We start from the raw sequence: 21,588 nt of genomic DNA, 5'->3' as shown, positions 1-21,588 counted from the left end.
AACATGGATTTTCCTCAAGAACTAAAGTACACCAAAGACCACGAGTGGGTTAAAATTGATGGTGATGTTGCAACTATTGGAATCACTGAATTTGCCGCAGGCGAGCTAGGAGATATCGTTTATGTAGAAGTAGAAACTACAGGCGAAACCCTAGATACAAATGAGGTATTTGGATCTGTAGAAGCCGTGAAGACTGTTTCAGATTTATTTATGCCTGTGACAGGAGAAATATTGGAAGTGAATCCAGACTTGGAAGATTCTCCAGAATTAGTAAATGAGTCTCCTTATGAGAAAGGTTGGATGATCAAAGTAAAGATCACTGCAGACCTTCCTTCAGACCTGCTTTCTGCAGCAGATTACGCTGAGTTAGTAGGAGAATAAGCAAGACAATTTTGAGATTAGGAATCGCAATAGCTTGGCTATTATTAATTGCCTTTGCCATGTTGACACCAGGAGATAATTTTCCTGAGGCTACATTCAACTTTGAAGACAAACTAATTCACTTTCTGTGTTTTGGCACCTTAAGTTTCCTCTGGTGTGGAGTGGGTGTAAAAAGAGTCCAAGTAAATGGCCTTCAAGGCAGGGTTCTAACCAACTATCTGATATTTGGCATAGCCGCAGGAATAGTTTTAGAGAGCGCTCAACTATTTATTCCTTTCCGATCTTTTGACTATATGGACATGATTGTCAATGAAATAGGAGGAATAGCTGGCTTATTAGCATATTTTAAGATTCCGACTAGCAAGATTGGCTTGGATTAGTGCTCATTAATTATTACAATTGTTACTCTGAAATAGAAGAAAAATTAACCTTTATAAACCAAACTTATCATGGAAGCAAAAAAGACTCCCAGCGCTGATCTAACCAGAAAGTCAGGAATGTTCCTGAATCTTGGTTTGGCTGTTGCTGTAGGCGCTACCCTTGCTGCCTTCGAATGGAAATCATTTGACGATGGTTCTTTGAAAGACCTTGGTCAAGTGACTGACAATTTCGAAGAATTGCTAGATATTCCTATCACTGAGCAGCCGCCACCACCACCACCACCACCAGTAGAGCAGCCTATTATTGAGGAAATTCCTGATGAAATAGAGATCGAAGAAAAAATCGAAGTAAACTTTGATGTCGATGTGAAGGAAACTACTGTAATCAAAGAAGTGGTTATCGCTGAAGCCCCTGTAGAGGAAAAAGTAGATAAAATCTTTGACGTGGTTGAGACTCAACCAAATCCTCCAGGTGGAATGTCAGGTTGGAACCAATATCTTTCTAAAAACTTGAAATACCCTACTCAAGCTAGACGTATGGGTGTAGAAGGTACAGTTATCGTAGTATTCGTTGTAAACACAGATGGTACCATTCAAGACGTTGACGTATTGAGAGGAATCGGCGGAGGTTGTGACGAGGAAGCTGTGAAAGTAGTAAGTAACGCTCCTGCTTGGGAACCAGGCAAACAGCGTGGACGTCCAGTACGTACTCGTATGAGACTACCGATTAGATTTAAACTGAGCTAATCAGAAAATCATAATAAGAAGGACCCGAGAAACCGGGTCTTTTTTTTGTGCTGTTTTTAACAACTTTTAGCTTAGTTAAATACTGTTATAGGATTAGTATCAGCGACTTATAGAATGTAAATTATTAGAGTAGTTTTTTTTCTAACCTCTAACATTACACTCATGGAACACAAAAAAAATCCTAAGTCTGATCTTAAGAAATGGTCAGGCACACTATTTAACTTGGGGCTGGCAGTCAGTCTCGGGGCAGTTTTAGTTGCTTTCGAATGGAGAGCTAATAATCAAGAAAACATCAAAACATTTGATGGGATGGAAGATGACTGGGATATAATAGATATCCCGATCAGCTATCAAGCACCTCCTCCTCCCCCGCCGCCTGCACCACTTGAAGTAGTGATCAAACCCGATGACATTATCATAGACAAAATGGATAATATAATCGTCGACATCAATACACCAGAGAATGTGGTAATCCCGGATGTGGAGATCAGCGCTCCGCCAGTGATAGAAACCCCAGACAAGATCAATGACTTTGTAGATGTACAAGCGATGTTTAAAGGCGGGATGGATGCATGGTACAGCTATCTCAACAAAAACCTTAAGTATCCCTCACAAGCCAAAAGAATGGGAGTAGAAGGCATGGTCATCGTGAGGTTCGTTGTCAATACAGATGGATCCATCCAAGACATAGAACTGGTAAGAACTATTGGAGGTGGCTGTGATGAAGTTGCTCGTGAAGTAATTCAAAACTCACCAAAATGGGATCCAGGCCGAATCGGTGGAAGAGCAGTAAGATCTCGAATGACTATGCCTATTAGGTTTCGGTTAAACTAAGTCTCCTTAACTGTTGTATGGAAAAAATAAAAGGGGCAAAAGCCCCTTTCTTTATAATACATTCAATGCTTGTTCCTTAATTTTTTCAAGTTCATCTTTCATCAGAATCACGTGCTTTTGCATGCCTGCATCATTAGCCTTAGATCCAATCGTATTGATCTCTCTACCTATTTCTTGACTGATAAAACCAAGCTTCTTGCCCTGGTTTGCTTCTTCATGGAGACATTTGGCAAAATACTTCAAATGTGTATCCAGCCTTACTATCTCTTCGGTAATATCTAGTTTCTCAAAGTAATAAATCAGCTCTTGCTCAAAGCGATTGGCATCAAAGGAATTTTCGTCCAGCCATTCATTGAAATGGTTTCGAATCTTTTGCTTAATTCTATCTTTTCGATTTCCTTCTTCTTCCTGAATCTTCTCTAAGCCAGATGCTATGGTCTTGATATTTCCCTGAAGCTTCTCTTCCAGGGAATTTCCCTCATCTTGCCTAAAGGAATCACAGGTATTTAATGCTTTGGTCAGAACTTTTTTGATTTCCTCCCAATCTGCCTGATCATCTCTTTGCTCACCTGTCACCTGCGTAATTACCGTTGGAGATTGTAGCGCCAATTTGAAAAGATCTTGAGAATCGTCCTTCACAGTATCCGCAAGCCCCTTATATTTTTGATAAAAAAGTGCAAACAGCTCTTCATTGATACTAACAGGCATCTCAGCCGAACCTTTGGATTGAAAATCAATCGAAACACTCACTTTACCACGATCTAAAATCGACTGAACCAGGTTTCTGATTTCGAGTTCTTTATCATTAAACTGCCTAGGGCTTCGGATGGAAAGGTCCAAGAATTTTGAATTGAGCGTTCGTACCTCCACTTGGATCACCATTCGCTCATCTTCAAATCCGGCATTTCCGAAGCCGGTCATTGATTTGATCATAATAAAATCTGTAGTTAGAAATTGATGCCCAAAGTTACATAGAACTTTAAGTCTTCTGCTTCATAATTTCGAATTGGACGTGCTACATCAAATTTGACATAATAGTTAAGCAAAACTGTGCGTAATCCTGCACCATAACTTTGCAGCCAAGGGTTGTTGAAATTATTTAAAACAATAGTAAAAGGAGAACCATCTGTATTAATCACCTCTGTATTTTGGTCATTAATACGCTCCCATGGAGCCGCATCATTCCAAGCCGATCCAATGTCATAGAATCCAACCAATTGAAAATTTCGAATGAAATTTGATGTAATATTTCCTCTAGTCAAGTAAGAAAAAATAGGGATCCTCAACTCAGTAGTAAATGTGACCATATTTCTCCCTCGAATTTCATCGTAATCATATCCTCGCAAATCCACAAAGTCCGCAAAAAGAATATTTGAATTCTCTACGCCTGTTGGATTTCGAATAGGTGAAGACTCAGGCCTGTTGGATGGTGGACGGTAAAACTCATTGAAAAGCCAGTTATCCATCCCTCCCAACATATAAGTCTGTGGGTTGCTCCCCATAAATGATCCTGCATACAATCTTGCCGCAATTACTATGTTCTTGTGTATTTTTCTGTACTCACGTAAGTCCAGATAAAAATTACCAAAAGACCGATCCTTGTGATTGAAAGATTGATATTGAACATATCCAATTTTCCCTTTGAATCCAGATTGCGAGTACAGTCCTAAAGGCTGAGTACGATCAAATACGAATTCCGCTTTACCACCAATATAATTGACATCCAACCTATTTTGATCAGGGTCTTGCCCGTAGATTAAAGAATCTGGGTTGAGGTTGAAATATTGTGTTTTTGCTACAAAAGGAGATAGTGAGAATCTTGCATTAGGATTCAGAGGATACGAAAATCCAGCTTCAAATTTTGTTAGCACATATTTCTGAAAAGTAATATCACCTTCAGAAACACGAATTGTTTTACGATCAAATCTACCTTTGAAATCAACCCTGCTTTTCAAATAATCATATTCAAAGAAAATATCACCTCCCGATCTGAAGTCTAGGGTAGTCATCACTCCACCTTGGAAGGAATGATTATCTAGAAGGTCGGTCATTTTGCCCGTAAGCCCTAAGCCAAAACCTCTCAAAGGATCCACTACAAATCGAGTATTAATATTGTTGATAAAAAACTGAGGTTCCATTTCTCTTGGCCCAACCACTCGTTTTTGTAAACTCTTCTTTCTAAAGGACTCTAACAAATTTGTTTTGGATTCTGAAGAGGATTCAGTTGGAGAACCCAGATTATTTGGAAGGGTGTCGAAAGTATAATTGTCCGTATTAACCCCATTTTTAGATTCAAAACTCAATCGCTTGAGATCAATGGAAGAAGTGGTGTTTTTTGCTATAGTATCAAGTTTTATTTGAGATTGAGTAATGGTATTTGCTCGCTCTGTCACTTGCGGTTGATTGTCTTTAGCTTCCTGTGCCTCCAGCAAGCGTCTCGCAGCTAATCTTTCATTGAGGCTTTTTGCCTGCTCCAACTGGACTCTTGGAGTACTCGGAGTAAATTGATCAGAATTAGAGAAGCCTTCTACCACCAAGTAACTCTCTCTACCATCGCGCACCGAGTAGGCCATTCTATTCATTCGGCTATTGACATCAAATGCCTCAATACTTTTGTTGAATGCCGAAATTTGATTTGAGACCTGGTTTCCGATGCTCATCCGCATCAGGTTATTTATCCCAGAGAGGTCAGAGAGGTATACTATTGCGTTACTGTTGATTTTTCTAGGCCTTATATTTTTACTATTTGAATTGGTCAGTTGCTTGGTGATGATCGTATCCGTCACCTGTACCATGTAGAGATTATAGTTATTAGGCAAGGAGGCCAATTCCAGATTTTTCCCCATCAAAGAATCCGGCAAATCTGTTGCATTCGAAGAGTAAATAATCGTGGAATCATTCAAGAAAACTGGCGTCAATTCATCATAAGAATCATTTGTCAATCTTCTACCAGCTCCCCTAGCATTAAGCGTATAGATATCAGACTTCCCATTTGAGATCGCCGAAAGCACCATGTTTTTCCCAGTGCTATTGAAATCAAGGCTAAGGATTTGAGTGATGTTTCTTAGAAAAATTTTATCCTGATTAGATCCGTCAATTGATCTAAGTCTCAGTGTAGTAAAACCTCTTTTGAAGGAAGCGATGGCAATATTTGCTGAGTCTTTCCAAGCAATTATCGGAGAGGTGAAATTTGCTGGTTGATCTTGTAAGGAGGTTCCGCCAGCAAAGATTGTTTGTTCTCTTCCGGTACTGAGCTCCCGCACCTGCACTTTATACTTACCTTCATTATTGATAACATAGGCCAAATTCAAGCCATCTGGACTAAATTTGATATCATTAATTGCTCCTATAAATTTCGGGGAAGTTTCAGCTACGGCAGCATCCTTATTCGGGTCCTTGAATGTAGTAGAAACTTGTTTATTGATAGTGAGGTAATACTTTTTCCAATCTTCTTTGAACGTGTTATAATTCAGCCCAACCGTATTTGCAATACTATTTTCTTCATTACGATTGATTCTTGAAAGATTCAAAATACTGGAAACATACCTTTTACCATACCTTTCAGCGATGTAATTCCAAACAGACTGACCAACCAAGGCAGCCTCTTTTTCCTTTAACTTGAGAATTTTAGGGTTTTTATCTTCTTGGAAATAATGCCTCACATAATCATCCATTTCCCTACTCCATCCTTTCGCCAAATACAAGGCCATACCATCCACATACCATTCTGGAAAGCTGTTAGTAAGGTTGGCTTGGAAAGCATCGGAGACTGAGGAGCCATACAACATTTCTTCTATGATGATTTTAGTCGTTCCATAGATTAAATCCTCTTTAAATAAATCAACCTCCCCTTTATAGGATATTTCAGCTAAAAGTCTGTTGAAATTTGTTTGCCCCTCCTCATTATATTCTTCTTTATTGAGATTGATATTACTCTGCAAGAGTTCCTCGGGAGAATTATAAATATAAATTTTCGGCTTGGTATAGGCGACATACCCAATCATCTGCGTGATTCGGTTAAACTCACTTTCAAGGTAATCAATGGCCATCTTGGCATTGGCTCCTCCACGGTCATAATAATACACCTCAAAATTATTTGAGGAGTAAAAATACCATTCAAATTGCTGGTGCTGAATTCTGTTTTTGCCAAATCGCTCCTGATCAAACTGAGCGACTGCAAAAAAAGAGTTCAACCATAACCCAGCAAAAATTAAAATTCTGAAAAGGTGATATCGCATTCGATTTGCTGAAAGATGTCTTTAAATATAATTAAAATACCGAGCTATGTCCACTTCTCTGTCAATAGCCTTATTATTTAGTAGAAATGAAACCATTTGTTCACTGAAATATGGAATAAGTGACACTCCCTTGGCTCCAAAACCATTGAATAGGTAAACGCCTTGCTCGAAAGGATGTTTTCCCATGAATGGTTTTCTATCTCTAGTCGCTGGTCTAATACCAGTCTTATGGGTGATAATTCCATCCACAGGCATTCGAACCAAATTTGTCAATTTCTCCAAAAGCTCTGTTTTTGCAGCATTTGTCGCCCCCAAGTCCAAATCATGTTTAGTATAGGTGGAGCCCACTCGATGTACACTATTCCCCAAGTGAACTCTGAAAACCCCTCTATTCACCACATAATCAGGAGTAAATCCTTGCTTAACTTCCAAAATCTCACCTTTAACAGGAGCAAATGGAAGGTAATTGAAAAACCTGGAATTCATCGCCCCTAAGCCATTACAGTAAACTAGAGATTTTGCCTTTAAATCCTGGTAAGTCCAATTGTTATTCTCAAATAGAAGTAAACTTTCGTCAAATTTCTCCAAGATCAATTCTTCCTTAAAATACGAAGACATTGCATCAAGTAGATTGTTGATGTTCAACCAACCTGAATTGCGAAGCATTACTCCGCCATAAGGATCCTTGAGAAATTCGGATTGACTATCAGCATAAATCTTCTCCAAATATGGTTCAAAATCCGGATCAGCACTATGTCCCATCCATTCGTTTTGCTCTTCGATACTTAGAAATGGTCTATAGATTGGCTTTTCTGTTAGAAATTTAGCACCAGTAAGATCTTCTAATTCTTGATAAAACGGTTTGATCTCAGGAAAAAGAGAATCGGCTTTCCAAGTTTTCACCATCTTCCGACCCGTTACAGGATTATAAAGCCCAGCAGCAATTCTACTCGAATTATTAGCTCCAGGCTGATCGATTATCCTAATTTTCTTTCCAGCTTGCTTCAGTCTATAGGCCAGCGCTGTTCCAGCGAGTCCTTGTCCAATAAGCAAAAAATCAATTTCCATAGCCCAAAATAAAGGTTTAATTCCTTATTTTGTTCCTTTACAACAATACATTTCCCATGCTTTATATTAAGTCTTTTACATTCAACCCTTTTCAGGAAAACACTTATTTGTTATACGATGAAAAAGGCAACGGTACTTTGATAGATCCGGGCTGTTTTGATCTCGCAGAGCGAAAGGAATTGTTAGATTTTGTGACGGAGAAAAAAATCAGAATCACCCAATTACTCAATACACATTGTCATATCGATCATGTCCTAGGAAATGCTTGGGCAAAAAAGACTTTTGGTGTCGAACTGCTAATTCATAAGGAAGAAGCTGCTGTGCTGAAGGCGGTGGAAGTGTACGCTCCCAACTATGGCATGGTGGGCTATGAAAGCAGTGAAGCCGATGGATTTCTTGTCGAAGGCGATGAGATCAAGGTTGGGGATGAAGTACTCAAAATCATCTTTGTACCGGGACATGCTCCAGGTCATGTAGTTTTTTATCATGAGGCTTCTCATCGATGCATTGGCGGAGACACCCTTTTCAGAGGAAGTATCGGTCGAACAGATTTACCAGGAGGAGATCATGACTTATTGCTAAGCAAAATCAAATCACAGCTTTTCACCCTCCCGGAAGAAACTGTTGTATATCCAGGACATGGGCCCGAAACGACTATAGCTTTCGAAAAAACTCATAACCCATTTGTGGGCAAAAACGCAAGGTCTTGAAAATCAAATCGCATATCCCAAATGCTATCACGCTTCTCAATCTACTTTCAGGAGTAATTGGAATTATTTGGGTGATCAATGGAAACATAGTTTCAGGAGCTTATTTCATCATTTTAGCTGCTGTATTTGACTTCTTTGATGGCTTTGCAGCCAGACTTCTGAATGTGCAAGGTGAGCTTGGTAAACAGCTGGATTCATTGGCTGACTTGGTTTCCTTTGGAGTGCTTCCAGGAATGATTCTTTTCCAAATGGCCAAAGTTGATTCTGAAATCGAATGGCTCCCCTATCTCACCTTAATAGTCCCGCTTCTTTCTGCTATGCGATTAGCAAAGTTCAACTTGGACACTCGACAAACAGATAAATTTATCGGCTTACCAACTCCTGCAAATGCATTATTTATCAGCACACTGCCCTACTTCGCCATTCAATGGCCTTGGGTAGGGACTTGGCTTACTTCGCCATTTTTCTTAGTAGCCATAGCTTGGGTATTCGCAATTCTCCTAGTTGTGGAGCTTCCGCTGATCGCGCTGAAATTCAAATCCTATGCGTTAGCAGCTAATAAATTCAGGTATCTGCTTATAGTAATTGGCCTAGGGCTCATTTTATTATTTGGATTGGCTGGTATCCCTATCTTAATTTTAGCCTATCTAGGTTTGTCAGTTGTGGAAAATGGCATGAGTTCGGAATGATTCTACAAGGCCAGAAGACGCTATTTTTCCTACTCTTCAACTTTCTGTTGATAGGTTCTGCTTCTGGACAAAATTCATTTTTCAAATTCACTATCTCTGAAGAAGGCATTTATAAAATCTCTGCTACACAAGCCGAGCAGTTAGGTGCGGCTTCTTTAAGTGAAATTTCAATATATGGGTATCCCGGTATGCTGCCACAACTTTTGCAAAGCGAAAATCTAGGCTTGCAGGAGATCCCAGGCTTGGAAAAAGACGGCAACTTGTATTTCTATCTTTCTTCTCCAAATAGTTTCGAGTTTACCGAAGGGCAAATAGAATATCAGTCTAATCAATTTGCTGAATCCATTAGTTATCTGATTGGAATATCTCAAAATCCTAAACGGATCGAAACTATCACCGGGGAACTTGGCAATACGACTCCTTCCATTCTATATCAGTGGAACTGGCTCAAGGAAGATGAAAATAACATTCTAAATTCTGGTAGAACATGGTATTCACGTGCGGTAGCTCCAGGAGTAACGCGCGGATACGCATTCCCCCTAGAAACCAATGTAAGTGCTGATTGGAAAATAGTTGGGAAAATAATGGCTAGATCAACCTCAGATTCGGAAATCAGCCTTGCAGTAGATGACTTGTCTATAGCAGAAAGTTCATTCGAAGGCATCCCCAGTAGTACCTATGGTATCAAAGGCTTAGAGGCTATCCTCGACGAAAGCTTTTCTCCAGCTGGAAATAAAATCGAGCGGTTCAGAATCTCATTCCAAGCTCTCAATCCAAATGATGCTGGTTATTTTGAATACATAGGGATCGGAGTCCCCTACTCTAGTGAATCGATTGATGTAGGTATTTATTCATTAAGTCAGACCCAAACATTTTCAATCTCGACCTTACCTGATTTATCAGTTTGGGAAATCGAAGATTTTTACAATCCTAAAGCCCTGGATATAAGCACAGGATCAAGCATAAGCGGAAAGAAACTCATTGTTTTTGATAAAGAAAAAGCAAGTGGAACCTCTGAATTCGAGCCAGTAAACCTTGAACTAAGACTACAATCTTCATGGCCTGATTTACTAATTATTGCTCCGCAGGAATTGAGAAATTCTGCTGAGAAATTGAGTCTTCACAAAATAGGAATGGGGATCTATTCAGAAGTAGCTTATCTCGACGAGATCTACGATTCCTTTGGCTACGGCAACGCTGATTTGAATGCAATACGCAATTTTATAGCCTGGCATTATCATGAAGGAAAAAAACTTCAAAATGTCCTGATCCTTGGGAAAGGGACTTTTGATTACAAAGGAGTCTTAGGGGGAAGACCTAACCTTGTCCCTATTTACACTAGTAGAAACAGTCTGAATCCACTCAAAACCTATAGTTCAGATGATTATTTCTCCTTACTTGAATTTGGGCAGGGAAACTGGGAAGAAACTCGGGAAGGCGATGAATTAATGAAAATTGGTGTTGGTAGGCTTCCTGTAATCAATGCTCAAGAAGCCAAAATTGTAGTAGATAAAATCATCGACTACGAAAGCAAACCTAAAGCTGGAGACTGGAAAAAGACTCTGACGCTTTTTGCTGATGATGGGGACAACAACATTCACTTACGGGATTCTGAAGCCCATTCAAATTTCCTGAATACAAATCATAAAGAATATAAGCAGGTAAAGTTGTATTTGGACAGGTTTGAACAAGAGAGAACTGGTGAAAGCCAATCCTCACCTCAAGCTAAAACAGCACTTGAGGAAACTTTAAATCGAGGCTCCTTAATCATTAATTATATAGGCCATGGCAACGAAACTACCCTGACAGCCGAGGAAGTATTCATGACTTCTGATATTGCCAATTGGGCAGACCAGGAGCATCTAGCCCTTTGGATGACTGCTACCTGCGAATTTGGAAGACATGATAGCCCATTCTTGAGATCTGCTGCCGAAGAACTCCTAATTGCTCCTAACAAAGGTGCAATAGGATTGTTGACTACAGGAAGACCTGTATTTAGTAGTGTAAACTTCTCTTTGAATAAAGCTTTTATGGAAGAGGTTTTCAAACTTGAAGATGGGCAGGCACAGGACTTAGGGAGTATTTTCAGAAACACCAAAAACCAAAGTCAAAATGGTGCACTGAATCGAAATTTCAGCCTCTTGGCAGATCCTAGCATGAAGTTGGCCAGTCCTGAGTTTCGAATTGAATTTACTTCCTTCAAAGATCCAACAAGTAAAAAACCCTTAGACACACTTTCTGCTCTACAAGAATTGGAATTCGAAGCGGAAGTGATTAACCCAAGCACTGGCGGGATTGCTGTAAATTTTAACGGAAACTACCTCATAGAGCTTTATGACAAGGCAGCTATTAGCCAAACATTGGGGGATGAAAGTAATCCAGTGGAATTTAAAGAGGAAAAAATCCTACTGTTTAAAGGAAGCGGAAAAATTGTCTCTGGTCAAATCAAAGGAAAGATGATTATTCCCAAAAACATAGCAATGGATTTTGGTGAAGGTACTATTCGGATCTTTGGAGAAAGTCGAAACCCAGATTGGGAAGCCTTTGGATTCAATACGGCTATTATTGGTGGGACATCAGGCAATATTCCTGAGGACAATGCAGGCCCAGAAATAAGTGCGGTTTTTGGTGGTAAAGAACAGGCTCCATTTACTTTTCCTTCTACATCCATTGGTATGGATGCCACATTTTCAGATTCAAGTGGCATCAATATTTCTGGCCTTTTACCATCTGAAAATCTAACCGTTCAAATAAATCAAAACGAGCCTATCGTATTAAATGAGTTTTTTAAATCAGAAAATAGTACTTTTACATCAGGAAAAGTGAATTTCGAATTAAAAGGACTAATTGAAGGAAAGAATTTGGTAACTATACAGGCTTGGGATATCTTAGGCAACAAGACTCTCTTTAGTCAGGAGATTACTGTCAAAGGAAGTAATAAACTTCAGATACTGAGGCATAAGACTTACCCCAATCCAACCCAAATTGAAACTCATTTTGAGCTTGAACATAATCAACCCGGAGAAAACTTAATCCTTAGCCTCGCAGTTTATCAAGCAGACGGCAAGATACTATTTTCAGAAAGCGAGCGTTTAGTGAAAGCTAATGCTCACATAGGGGATTTGTCTTGGTTTTTTTTACAAAGCCAAACCAAATATCCAGCAAAAGGAACTTATATTTACAAATTAACGCTTCAGTCAGAACTTGATAACTCAACAGATTCAGTGAGCGGACTAATCGTGATTCAATGAAAAAAATAGCCTCATATAATAGGAAAAACTTACTAATAGCAGTTTTTGCCCTGGCTACTTTATCTGCAAATGCGCAGAACAGCACTATTATCTCTGGTCAAGACCCTGATCGAAGAGTGATCACTACGGCTGTACCCTTTTTGAATTTTGCACCTGACTCCAGACACTCAGCCATGGGCGATGCTGGAGTTGCTACGAGTCCTGATGGCAGTTCTGCTCATTGGAATGCTGGACAACTTGCCTTCATAGAGGATGATATGGGCTTTTCTTTATCCTATTCACCATGGTTGGGTAAACTTGTCAACGATATGTCACTTAGCTATCTGACAGGATATTTCAGAATTGATGAAGTTTCAGCCTTTGGCTTCGACCTGCGCTACTTCAACATGGGTGACATACAATTAACTGATGGAAATGGTAACGACCTTGGGGAATTCAACCCACGTGACATTGCTATCGGAGGGACTTATTCAAGAAAGCTTTCTTCCTATCTAGGATTGGGTATTTCTGCACGGTTCATTTACTCTAACCTTTCTGGGAATATATCCTCAGTGGGCGGGAGTGAGGCAAAAGCCGGCATTAGTGTAGGAACCGATGTAGGACTTTATTATTCCAAACCAGTCTACGCAGGTTCAAAAGACGCCAATTTTTCTTGGGGTATTAACATCTCTAATATTGGTCCTAAGATCACCTATAATTCTGCAGACGATTTAGATTATATCCCTACCAATTTGAAAGTCGGAACTGCCTACTCAATAGATCTTGACCAAATGAATACCTTGACATTTGCACTGGATCTAAACAAACTACTAGTCCCTACTCCACCTATCTACGCCACCAACGAAGATGGAACGTTAGAAACAGACGAAAATGGAAATCTTGTAATTGAAGACGGAAAAGACCCAAATCGCCCTTTACTGTCTGGAATGTTTGGATCTTTCACAGATGCTCCAGGTGGATTTTCGGAGGAAATGCAAGAAATCATGATCTCTTTCGGAGTAGAATATAGCTACGACGACAAGTTTGCGCTTCGTACAGGGTACTTCTACGAAAACCCGAATAAGGGAGGAAGACAATACTTCACCATGGGTGTAGGCTTTGATTTGAAGCGCCTTGGATTTGATTTCTCCTACCTAGTTCCACAAAAGCAAAATCACCCTCTCGCAGAGACATTGAGGTTTACTTTAATGTACAATATCTCCAATTAAACATGATTTTAGACAGGTCAAAGGCTCCGGAATTTAAGGTTCCTGAGGATTTTGAACTATTGCCTCCATCGGAATACACACTTTCTAATGGAGCAAAGTTCTTTTATGTCCCTACTCCAGGCTTAGCCGCTGTCAAAATAGACCTGCTGTGCAAAGGGCAGCGAACCTCACTTCCACTCGACCAAACCCTTGTCTCCTCATTTACGCTGCAAATGCTACAAGAAGGGACAAAGACAAAAGATGCAGGTGAAATAGCTGAGTTTTTTGATTTTTATGCGTCCGAGGTTCATCCTATTCTGACACACTCTCATGAAGGATTGGGCTTATTGTCTACCAAAAAACATCTTGACAGGGTATTAGAAGTATTTATTTCGCTATTCACTGAAGCTACTTTTCCTGAAAAAATGTTAGAAAAGCGGAAATCTCAGCGGAAACTCAGTATAAGATTAGAAAAAGAAAAAACTGCATCGAGAGCTAATCAGGTTTTTAGAAAATGTCTTTTTGGAGCCAATCATCCCTACGGAATAGAAATAGAAGAAGCACATGTAGACAGCATATCTAGAGGTCAATTGATTTCTTATTATGAGACTATGCTTTGGCAGGATTTAGAAATCTTCGTGACTGGCAATTTCGACCCTGTAGAGTTGGAAAACCTCCGTTTGCTTTTGGGTCAATTGCCAAATCGATCGGTCTCAGAATCTGTTCTTTTGCCGGGGATTAATACTTTGCTAGCGGTGACAGAGCCAAAAGAAACTTCTGTTCAAAGCAGTATTAGAATTGGAGGCTGGTCTATTCCAAAAACACATCCAGACTTTATCGCTCTATCGGTATTTAACACCATTTTAGGCGGTTATTTTGGCTCTCGACTCATCAAAAATATCCGAGAGGACAAAGGCCATACTTATGGAATTTATTCTTCCTTAGCTGAAATCGGTGACTCTAATTATTGGATAATAGCTGCTGATGTTCAAAAAGAATTCTATCCAGAGGTCATCAAGGAAATCTACCATGAAATCGATTTATTGTGTCAAGTGAAAATTGATGCGGATGAGTTGGAAGTAGTTCGGAATTATCTGATTGGTCAAATGCTTAAGCAGTTCAGCACTTCATTTGATTTGATCGATAGATTCCAAGCAGTGCATCATTCGGGAATGGACCTCAGTTACTTCACTCAAAAATTGGCTTATCTAAAGGAATTTACTGCAGAAGATATGTTGATTGTAGGTCAGAAGTATTTTTCTAAACCACCCTATATAGAGGTGGTGGTAGGTTGATCAAGTCAGTTTGACATAAAACCAAGAGATATCTAGACGTAGCAGCAGCCATAGCTTATACAGCGAAAACTCAAGGCTTTTCACCTTAAGTTCATTGGCGAGAGTTACAAATCCTGCTGCAACTTCAAAATTGGCTGACCATAGTGCATGTTTCAACTCGAACAATACTCGCTCCGAAAGTGCCTCATTTTCTGTTGAGCTTCTATTCATCTGTCTGATTTTTTCACAAACGTGAAGTGTGCTTGGAAGCATTTGGGACTTATATCGCTGATACTGACTTGCAGAAAGCGAATCAACGTGCTTCCTCTTCAATACTCCGACATGGGAAGAAAAAGTGACAGGATAATTTCTCGTTAATCGTAGTTGAATATCGAAATCCTCATAGGCTAAGGCACCATCATAACCTCCTGATTTTTTGAGTATTTCAGTATTGAACACTATCGTAGGAGCTGAAATATAATTCCGTCTAATCAGTGTTTCATACATTTCATTACTCAGCGTTTTTTCTTCCAAATTCAAATAATCTCCCGACCCATAAAAAGTGCTTTGACTTCCATCTTCATCAGAAATATTCGCATCAGAAAATACAAAAGCGGCATTTGGTTCTTGTTGCAACTTGGCAATCGAAAGAGAAAGATGCGGCTTGTACAAGAAATCATCACCTGACAAATCAACCAAAAACTGGCTTTCTACCTGATCCAAAACCTCATTAAACAATTGGCAATAGGGTTCAGACTTGCTTTTGTAAATCGTGGCTATGGGTAGTTTATCAGCATTACTATTCACCCATTCCTTGATGATATTCGGCGTTTGGTCTTGACTTCCATTATCCACCACAATCAATTCTTTATCATCATAATCCTGCAATAACACAGAAATGAGGGCTTTTTCGATCCACTTTTCATGGTTAAAAGCAATGCAAATCACAGTAACTCGATTAGTGAATTTCATGCTAAAGCTTCTTTATCCAGGTGATTTTATTGCAAATATCATTTGAGAAGCGGGATTTGAAAAACATCAAACTATGATTGGCACAACCTTCCAAGTCTGAGGAGCCGAGATCTATAATATTCACTTTTTGGCTAACAGCAAGCTGAAAAAGCTCCTGCAAAATCAACTCTCCCCCATTCTTCACTGGGTTTTTTGGATCCAAAGCCGAAAGAAAATAATAAAGTGAATCAGTTGTGAGTTTTACTGCCAGAGAATAGCCTATAGGCTTCTGCTTGTTACTTAAGGTAATTAAGAAATATCGGTCTGGATAGTCCGAAACTTGTTGCACAATTCTATTTTCATCAATCGATACCTCGTAGCCTTTTTGAAAATTCCACGATCGGATTTCTTTCATAAAGCCAAAGTTAGAGATGGACGAATGGCTGATTTTCAAACCAGAATTCTTACTGGATGACAGATGTTTTGAAGACTCTTTTTGTACGAGTTTCTTAATCTTTTTCTTCCCTGTGAAAAAATGATGACTCAATACTTCTGCTGGTTCATAACCATTTTTAAACAATAGATAATTGATCAGGTCAAACTGTGGCTCGTATGGTTTGGGTGACTGACAGAGGGAAATAGACTGGATGTCCCGATCGCGCATTTCTTTTTCCATAGCCAAAATGAAGCCCTCTATGGCCGCCGAACTCAAGGCCTTTTGTATCCAAAAACCCCCAAAAGGTGCTTTGGGCAGTGAAACTGCTTCACCTGAATTTGAAATTGCAAAAGTGATAATCCCTTTGGTCTTGTTCTTTTTCTCCCAAATAAAGTCCAAAAGTTCTGGGTATGACTCTGTTGGGAAATTGCTCAAAAAATAATCTTTAGCCTCTTTCGAAGCCGAAATCACCCGAAGCTTATGGGATTCACTTATTTCCATGTTGAAGCTTTCCAAAATAGTCTAGGTCTCTGATGTAATCATCCTCTGAAAACGCCCGATCTGACAATCCTAGCAAAACTGCATTAGGAGTAAATCTAGCAATCAGCCAATTCATAGGGGGAATAAAAACCGCTTGTCCAGGCGAATCAAGTTCGAAGTGATAAACCTCTCCTTGTGCAGAACGAATCTCCAACTGTATGCTTCCAGCCACCGCTACGATCACTTGAGATTCTTGCCAGTGCGCGTGATTACCACGTGATTCACCCTCGGCGACACCTGATATCCAAAAACATCGGGAAATTCCATCAGGAAAAAGCTCTAAGTTCTCCCAAAAGTGTAGACTCCCTGTTGCGCTGGAATTACCTGGAAGCGTAAAAACATAAGGTGCTTGTGCAATAAATGATTCGGGCATTGGCTGAAATTTCCGCTAGCTAAAATTAAGATAATTCGAATGGATAACCCGTTACGCTATTGTTAATTTTCTAAATTCGTTGCTCATCTACATCTCATATTCTATGTCAGACTTCGACGATGAATCTACCTTCGAAGATACCTTTTTTACAATTTCCAGATCCAGCGATGGGCTTTACAAGGACAGGAGTAGTAAGTTTTTCTATTTTTCATTTCCCGTAAAAAATGAAGAGGAAATCAAAAGCCACTTGGCTGAGCTTCGAAAAAAGTACTATGACGCCAGACATCATTGCTTTGCTTGGACGCTAGGAAAGGATGCAGATCAATTCAGAGCCAATGACGACGGCGAACCCAACCATTCTGCCGGAGATCCGATTTTGGGTCAGATACGATCGAATAATCTGACCAATATTCTGATCGTAGTGGTTCGGTATTTCGGAGGAAACAAATTAGGAATGAGCGGTTTGATTCAAGCCTACAAAACTTCCGCAGCTCAGGCAATTGAAGAGAATGAAATCATAGAAGAGCAGGTGAAAGCCGCCGTTTCCATCCAGTTTCCTTATCCTGTCATGAACGATGTAATGAAACTTATCAAAACCCACGACCTCCAGATTCTAGCTCAGGAAATGACACTAGATTGCCAAATGCAGCTGGAATTCAGAAAAGGCCTGGAAGAGCTAATCGTAAGCTCACTAGAGGAAATTGAGGGATTGGAATTAACTGTTATTTAAACAACGCATCAAGATATCCTTCAGCTTTTAGCTTTTTGAATATCTCTAGGCATCCCCAAGCGTCAGTAGCAGCGTAGCGCTGTTGCTTGATGGTGAGTTTCTCCGCTTCCCAGTTTGATACTTGCTCGGACTTGGAAATACGAATTCCTAGCACCATTGCACATAGGTTTCGAACACCAATATTAACAAAACCGACTCTTTTCAACTCATCGTTTAGATCAAAAAAAGATTGGGCATAAAAAGAATCTGTCAGTTTTGCCAGCCCCTTGATATCATCATGCACTGCAGCACCTACCTTCACTATGCTCTCCTTTTCCAGGATATTCCTAATTGATTCAGGAAATCCGATCTCATTTAATCGAAATAAAAAGGCTTGAGTCGAAGTAGAAAGCTGGAGTAAAGATACCTGGTTGACCACTCCCTTTTTAAATGCTGGTTTGGTTTCCGTATCAAAACCTATTACCCTTTGCTGGGCCAGAAAATCTGCAACCTCCTCTACATCTTCAACTTTATCAATTAAAAACATTTCGCCCTCAAACTGTCCCAGCGGAAGAGCATTTACTTCATCTTTTGTAATCTTAAATGGGATCATACCAATTCTTCTTCTTCTACGTCGTCGTAATAATGGATCCCAATTTTAAAATAACCATAGAGTATCGTCATAAAGGGACTAATAATATTAAAAAAGCAATAAGGTGCATAAGTCAAGGTGGCCACGCCCAATACCGAAGCTTGCGTAGCTCCACAGGTATTCCATGGTACTAGCACCGAGGTCACTGTTCCAGAATCCTCCAAGGTTCTACTTAGATTTTCAGGTTTTAAACCTCGCTTTTTGTACACATCCGCATACATTCTTCCTGGAACTAAGATCGCCAAATACTGATCGGAAGTGGTGATATTAAAGAACACACAGGTAGCAACTGTCGATGCAATCAATGAACCAACACTATGGACTTTCTGAATCACAGCTTCCGCAAGTACTCTAAGCATGCCACTTTCTTCCATGATCCCGCCAAATACCATTGCCGCAATAATTAGCCAAATGGTGTTCATCATTCCTCCCATACCAGAGGTCATGAGTAATTCATTTACTACATCATTGGTAGTAGAAATACTGATTTCTCCATAAAGAGACATCATCACAGCTTTGAATCCTTGATATGCGTAGGAAGCATTTTCATTAGCTATCAATCGAATGATCTCAGGCTGGAAAATCAAGGCAAAAAGCCCTCCTAAGAGTGCCCCTGTCAGCAAAGCTGGAATAGCAGGGACCTTTCTGACAATCATTACGATGACCAATATTGGAACGATAAATAGCCAACCAGTCACATTAAATTTCTCTAAAATCACATTTGAAATAGCCTGTACATCATTGACAGATCCATTGGTTTCATAATTCAAGCCAATCACCACAAATATGATCAAGGTGATAGAAATAGAGGGAATGGTGGTCTTCGCCATGTAGCGAATATGTGTGAATAAATCCGTGCCTGCCATCGCAGGAGCAAGATTGGTGGTATCAGAAAGTGGTGACATTTTGTCTCCAAAGTATGCCCCAGAAATGATCGCTCCAGCAATTATCCCTTCCTCAAAACCCAATGCTTTTCCTATTCCCAGCAAAGCAACACCCACCGTAGCAACGGTAGTCCAGCTACTTCCTGTAGCTACAGAAACGATAGCGCTGACAATACATGCTGCTACCAAAAATATCGCTGGGCTTAATATCTGAAGCCCATAATAAATCATCGCTGGTACGATACCACTAAGTAACCAAGTCCCCGCAAGTGCACCTATTAGGAACAGAATCAAAATGCTGGACATAGCTGCACTGATACTTTTAACTATTCCATCCTGAAGCGTCTCCCAATTGAATCCTAAACGGAAAATAGCTACCAAAGCGGCAACCATTGCAGAGAGGATAAGTACGATTTGGTTGGAACCAGAAAGGCCATCGGTACCAAAAACTTGAATATTCAATACCAAAAGGACAATCAAAAAAACCAGAGGAATCAGTGCGTCAAAAACTTTTGGACTACGGTTAAAACCTTGCATTAATCGGGGTTTGGTGAGTTAAGAATCTGAATCTAACAAAAAAAATTAATTACAGCTTGGACAAGAGCACAGAAAGCTCCTTTCCTACTTGCCAACCAATAGCTACTCCCATTCCTCCCAGGCGTACAGCTACCGCAGTTTTGATACCTACCTGCTGAATAATAGGTGACTTTATTTTGTCAAAAGCCATAATCCCAGTCCATTCTATATCCCAAGCAATAGTTTTCTCTGGGAAAATCACCTCAGTTGCGAGTTTCTCTAAATGTGATTTTATTTTCGGATTGACGAGAAAGTCTGTACTTTCTTCTCCTTCAAAATCTACATTTCTAGCTCCACCAAGAAGTAGTCTCCCGTCTACCTGTCGGAAGTACACGTAGCCCTTATCCATATGAAAGGTTCCTTTCCAAGGAATGTCAAAACCCAAGGGTTCGGACAAAAGTATCAAGCCTCGACCTGGCCGAATAGCTGATTCTGGCAAAAGCTTCTTTGTAAATGCATTCGTGCAAATAGCTATTTTCTTTGCTTTGAATTCAAGAATCGTTTCTCCCGCAGCGTCTTCTGACAGGATAATCCCCTCATCTTTTCTGATTTCACAGACAGATACTCCTGTTAATATTCTGATACCTTCTTGCTGCGCAAGTTTCCACAGGGAAGTCATGTATCTGCCAGGATCAAGTTCTCCCTCAAATTTATTCTTAACAATCACTTTAACCTGATCAGAAAACCTCATTTTCTCAGGATTTTTCAAACTTGAAAAAACAGCATCTTTAAATACCGGCTGGAGTAATTTGTTCACAGCATCCATCTGATCTACTGCCTGCAACTGGCTCTCTTCAAGAAGCTCATAGCCATTGGATGGAGCATAATCCAGATTTTTATCTCCAAATTGTTTTCTAATCGACTTCAAGCCCCTATATCGACGCTCCACCAAGCCCAACACTTCATCCTGTGTCATCTGTCCGAGATCATCTAAAATCTCTGTCAGACTTCCAAAACATGCGAAACCCGCATTTTTGGTACTCGCTCCAGTCGGAAAAACACCACGCTCTAGGACAAGTACATTTGCCTTTGGATGTTTTTTCTTATAATGAATGGCGGTGGATAGTCCCACAAAGCCAGAACCTACCACGATAAGATCGTAATCAAAGAAGTGTTTTTTCTCCCAATAGCTGAACATTTCGGATTTTAGAAAAAGGAATTAAAATAGATTTAGTATTTTAATTAAATCTAAGAGATTAAACCCCAAAATACTATGAGAAAAATTGATGAGTTATTCCACGAGTATGGGCTGAGCCATCAAAACATGACCAATAAGCTTATTCATTGGTTCTGTGTGCCAGCAATTTTCTTCAGTATTGTAGGTTTGATTTTCAGTATCCCAGTAGGCCCTCTCCCAGAATTAATGCCTTTCCTTGGCAATTTCGCCAATTGGGCTACCGTGGCTCTAGCCTTGGTGCTGATTTACTATCTGATGCTCTCCACTCCGCTTACGCTGGGCATGTTCCTTTTTTCAGCTTTATGCTTAGCTATCGCAAATTTCATCGACCTGAATTTCCCAGGCATGCTTTGGATGTTCAGCTTGGGCCTGTTTGTGCTAGCATGGATCCTACAATTCTACGGACATAAGATCGAGGGGAAAAAGCCAACCTTCTTGAAAGACCTTCAATTTTTATTGATTGGCCCAGCCTGGTTGATGCACTTTATCTATAAAAAATGGGGCTTGTCTTATTGATATCTTATGCCTTTT

20 protein-coding genes are annotated in these 21,588 nt (G+C 39.9%); 11 read left to right on the top strand and 9 right to left on the bottom strand.

Annotated elements, in window-relative coordinates:
* Positions 1-3: 3 nt before the first annotated feature.
* From gcvH to LV85_RS19840, 4 genes are all read left to right on the top strand, one after another.
* Complete coding sequence (gene gcvH, locus LV85_RS19855) at positions 4-381, top strand: glycine cleavage system protein GcvH (protein WP_111322707.1); 378 nt, start codon at positions 4-6, stop codon at positions 379-381.
* 11 nt (positions 382-392) lie between these two features.
* Positions 393-761: a VanZ family protein gene (locus LV85_RS19850; RefSeq protein WP_146260513.1), complete on the top strand. Its 369-nt coding sequence runs from the start codon at positions 393-395 to the stop codon at positions 759-761.
* A 69-nt stretch (positions 762-830) separates the two neighbouring features.
* Entirely contained in the window at positions 831-1,508 is a 678-nt protein-coding gene (locus LV85_RS19845) for an energy transducer TonB (protein WP_111322703.1), read from the top strand.
* Between the two features lie 162 nt (positions 1,509-1,670).
* A complete protein-coding gene (locus LV85_RS19840; protein ID WP_111322701.1) occupies positions 1,671-2,342 on the top strand; it encodes an energy transducer TonB in 672 nt (223 codons plus the stop codon).
* A 51-nt stretch (positions 2,343-2,393) separates the two neighbouring features.
* Here the strand turns inward: LV85_RS19840 and LV85_RS19835 are convergent, their stop codons facing one another.
* From LV85_RS19835 to LV85_RS19825, 3 genes are read right to left on the bottom strand one after another with little or no spacing between them, the layout of a single operon-like run.
* Positions 2,394-3,275, bottom strand: a complete 882-nt coding sequence (locus tag LV85_RS19835) for a YicC/YloC family endoribonuclease (protein ID WP_111322699.1) — start codon at positions 3,273-3,275, stop codon at positions 2,394-2,396.
* 14 nt (positions 3,276-3,289) lie between these two features.
* Complete coding sequence (locus LV85_RS19830) at positions 3,290-6,580, bottom strand: biopolymer transporter Tol (protein WP_111322697.1); 3,291 nt, start codon at positions 6,578-6,580, stop codon at positions 3,290-3,292.
* Between the two features lie 21 nt (positions 6,581-6,601).
* The gene (locus LV85_RS19825) at positions 6,602-7,648 is read right to left on the bottom strand and encodes an NAD(P)/FAD-dependent oxidoreductase (protein WP_111322695.1); all 1,047 of its coding nucleotides are present in this window, start codon (positions 7,646-7,648) and stop codon (positions 6,602-6,604) included.
* 56 nt (positions 7,649-7,704) lie between these two features.
* Between LV85_RS19825 and LV85_RS19820 the strand changes: the two genes are divergently transcribed.
* From LV85_RS19820 to LV85_RS19800, 5 genes are read left to right on the top strand one after another with little or no spacing between them, the layout of a single operon-like run.
* Positions 7,705-8,358 (top strand): MBL fold metallo-hydrolase, encoded by a 654-nt coding sequence (locus LV85_RS19820; RefSeq protein ID WP_111322693.1) that lies wholly within the window; start codon positions 7,705-7,707, stop codon positions 8,356-8,358.
* A complete protein-coding gene (gene pssA / locus LV85_RS19815) occupies positions 8,355-9,047 on the top strand; it encodes a CDP-diacylglycerol--serine O-phosphatidyltransferase (RefSeq protein WP_111322691.1) in 693 nt (230 codons plus the stop codon). Before LV85_RS19820 ends, pssA begins: the two co-directional genes overlap by 4 nt.
* Positions 9,044-12,298 carry a type IX secretion system sortase PorU gene (porU, locus tag LV85_RS19810; protein WP_111322689.1) on the top strand — a complete coding sequence of 1,085 codons (3,255 nt, stop codon included), beginning with the start codon at positions 9,044-9,046 and terminating at the stop codon, positions 12,296-12,298. Before pssA ends, porU begins: the two co-directional genes overlap by 4 nt.
* Complete coding sequence (porV, locus tag LV85_RS19805) at positions 12,295-13,506, top strand: type IX secretion system outer membrane channel protein PorV (protein ID WP_111322687.1); 1,212 nt, start codon at positions 12,295-12,297, stop codon at positions 13,504-13,506. Before porU ends, porV begins: the two co-directional genes overlap by 4 nt.
* A 2-nt stretch (positions 13,507-13,508) precedes the next feature.
* Positions 13,509-14,780, top strand: a complete 1,272-nt coding sequence (locus LV85_RS19800; protein WP_111322685.1) for a M16 family metallopeptidase — start codon at positions 13,509-13,511, stop codon at positions 14,778-14,780.
* Here LV85_RS19800 and LV85_RS19795 read toward each other — a convergent pair whose 3' ends face one another.
* Genes LV85_RS19795 through LV85_RS19785 form a run of 3 tightly spaced genes read right to left on the bottom strand, consistent with a single transcriptional unit; the run spans position 14,781 to position 17,059 of the window.
* The gene (locus LV85_RS19795; protein ID WP_111322683.1) at positions 14,781-15,731 is read right to left on the bottom strand and encodes a glycosyltransferase family A protein; all 951 of its coding nucleotides are present in this window, start codon (positions 15,729-15,731) and stop codon (positions 14,781-14,783) included.
* A gap of 1 nt (position 15,732) precedes the next feature.
* Positions 15,733-16,647, bottom strand: a complete 915-nt coding sequence (locus tag LV85_RS19790) for a hypothetical protein (protein WP_111322681.1) — start codon at positions 16,645-16,647, stop codon at positions 15,733-15,735.
* Entirely contained in the window at positions 16,634-17,059 is a 426-nt protein-coding gene (locus LV85_RS19785; protein ID WP_111322679.1) for a sugar 3,4-ketoisomerase, read from the bottom strand. The genes LV85_RS19790 and LV85_RS19785 overlap by 14 nt, the downstream gene beginning before the upstream one ends.
* Positions 17,060-17,162: 103 nt before the next feature.
* On the opposite strand from LV85_RS19785, the gene LV85_RS19780 reads away from it, so the two are divergent.
* Positions 17,163-17,789, top strand: a complete 627-nt coding sequence (locus tag LV85_RS19780; protein ID WP_111322677.1) for an IMPACT family protein — start codon at positions 17,163-17,165, stop codon at positions 17,787-17,789.
* Here LV85_RS19780 and LV85_RS19775 read toward each other — a convergent pair.
* Genes LV85_RS19775 through LV85_RS19765 form a run of 3 tightly spaced genes read right to left on the bottom strand, consistent with a single transcriptional unit; the run spans position 17,782 to position 21,018 of the window.
* A complete protein-coding gene (locus LV85_RS19775) occupies positions 17,782-18,381 on the bottom strand; it encodes a 3'-5' exonuclease (protein ID WP_111322675.1) in 600 nt (199 codons plus the stop codon). The genes LV85_RS19780 and LV85_RS19775 overlap by 8 nt on opposite strands.
* Positions 18,378-19,841 carry a Na+/H+ antiporter NhaC gene (gene nhaC / locus LV85_RS19770; RefSeq protein WP_111322674.1) on the bottom strand — a complete coding sequence of 488 codons (1,464 nt, stop codon included), beginning with the start codon at positions 19,839-19,841 and terminating at the stop codon, positions 18,378-18,380. Before nhaC ends, LV85_RS19775 begins: the two co-directional genes overlap by 4 nt.
* Before the next feature lie 49 nt (positions 19,842-19,890).
* Positions 19,891-21,018: an NAD(P)/FAD-dependent oxidoreductase gene (locus LV85_RS19765; RefSeq protein ID WP_111322672.1), complete on the bottom strand. Its 1,128-nt coding sequence runs from the start codon at positions 21,016-21,018 to the stop codon at positions 19,891-19,893.
* A 75-nt stretch (positions 21,019-21,093) separates the two neighbouring features.
* On the opposite strand from LV85_RS19765, the gene LV85_RS19760 reads away from it, so the two are divergent.
* Entirely contained in the window at positions 21,094-21,573 is a 480-nt protein-coding gene (locus LV85_RS19760) for an Mpo1 family 2-hydroxy fatty acid dioxygenase (protein WP_111322670.1), read from the top strand.
* Positions 21,574-21,588: the final 15 nt, after the last annotated feature.

The sequence above is a fragment of the Algoriphagus chordae genome (assembly GCF_003254055.1).
GTDB lineage: Bacteria > Bacteroidota > Bacteroidia > Cytophagales > Cyclobacteriaceae > Algoriphagus > Algoriphagus chordae.
Note: the sequence above shows the minus strand (reverse complement) of the source record. Positions and strands in the feature narration are given on the sequence as shown.

What these genes read in the sequence shown, in the direction of transcription:
- gcvH (WP_111322707.1), top strand. Translation starts at nt 4, where the DNA reads ATGGATTTTCCTCAAGAACTAAAGTACACCAAAGACCACGAGTGGGTT.
- LV85_RS19845 (WP_111322703.1), top strand. Translation starts at nt 831, where the DNA reads ATGGAAGCAAAAAAGACTCCCAGCGCTGATCTAACCAGAAAGTCAGGA.
- LV85_RS19840 (WP_111322701.1), top strand. Translation starts at nt 1,671, where the DNA reads ATGGAACACAAAAAAAATCCTAAGTCTGATCTTAAGAAATGGTCAGGC.
- LV85_RS19835 (WP_111322699.1), bottom strand. Translation starts at nt 3,275, where the DNA reads ATGATCAAATCAATGACCGGCTTCGGAAATGCCGGATTTGAAGATGAG.
- LV85_RS19830 (WP_111322697.1), bottom strand. Translation starts at nt 6,580, where the DNA reads ATGCGATATCACCTTTTCAGAATTTTAATTTTTGCTGGGTTATGGTTG.
- LV85_RS19825 (WP_111322695.1), bottom strand. Translation starts at nt 7,648, where the DNA reads ATGGAAATTGATTTTTTGCTTATTGGACAAGGACTCGCTGGAACAGCG.
- LV85_RS19820 (WP_111322693.1), top strand. Translation starts at nt 7,705, where the DNA reads ATGCTTTATATTAAGTCTTTTACATTCAACCCTTTTCAGGAAAACACT.
- porU (WP_111322689.1), top strand. Translation starts at nt 9,044, where the DNA reads ATGATTCTACAAGGCCAGAAGACGCTATTTTTCCTACTCTTCAACTTT.
- porV (WP_111322687.1), top strand. Translation starts at nt 12,295, where the DNA reads ATGAAAAAAATAGCCTCATATAATAGGAAAAACTTACTAATAGCAGTT.
- LV85_RS19800 (WP_111322685.1), top strand. Translation starts at nt 13,509, where the DNA reads ATGATTTTAGACAGGTCAAAGGCTCCGGAATTTAAGGTTCCTGAGGAT.
- LV85_RS19795 (WP_111322683.1), bottom strand. Translation starts at nt 15,731, where the DNA reads ATGAAATTCACTAATCGAGTTACTGTGATTTGCATTGCTTTTAACCAT.
- LV85_RS19790 (WP_111322681.1), bottom strand. Translation starts at nt 16,647, where the DNA reads ATGGAAATAAGTGAATCCCATAAGCTTCGGGTGATTTCGGCTTCGAAA.
- LV85_RS19785 (WP_111322679.1), bottom strand. Translation starts at nt 17,059, where the DNA reads ATGCCCGAATCATTTATTGCACAAGCACCTTATGTTTTTACGCTTCCA.
- LV85_RS19780 (WP_111322677.1), top strand. Translation starts at nt 17,163, where the DNA reads ATGTCAGACTTCGACGATGAATCTACCTTCGAAGATACCTTTTTTACA.
- LV85_RS19775 (WP_111322675.1), bottom strand. Translation starts at nt 18,381, where the DNA reads ATGATCCCATTTAAGATTACAAAAGATGAAGTAAATGCTCTTCCGCTG.
- nhaC (WP_111322674.1), bottom strand. Translation starts at nt 19,841, where the DNA reads ATGCAAGGTTTTAACCGTAGTCCAAAAGTTTTTGACGCACTGATTCCT.
- LV85_RS19765 (WP_111322672.1), bottom strand. Translation starts at nt 21,018, where the DNA reads ATGTTCAGCTATTGGGAGAAAAAACACTTCTTTGATTACGATCTTATC.
- LV85_RS19760 (WP_111322670.1), top strand. Translation starts at nt 21,094, where the DNA reads ATGAGAAAAATTGATGAGTTATTCCACGAGTATGGGCTGAGCCATCAA.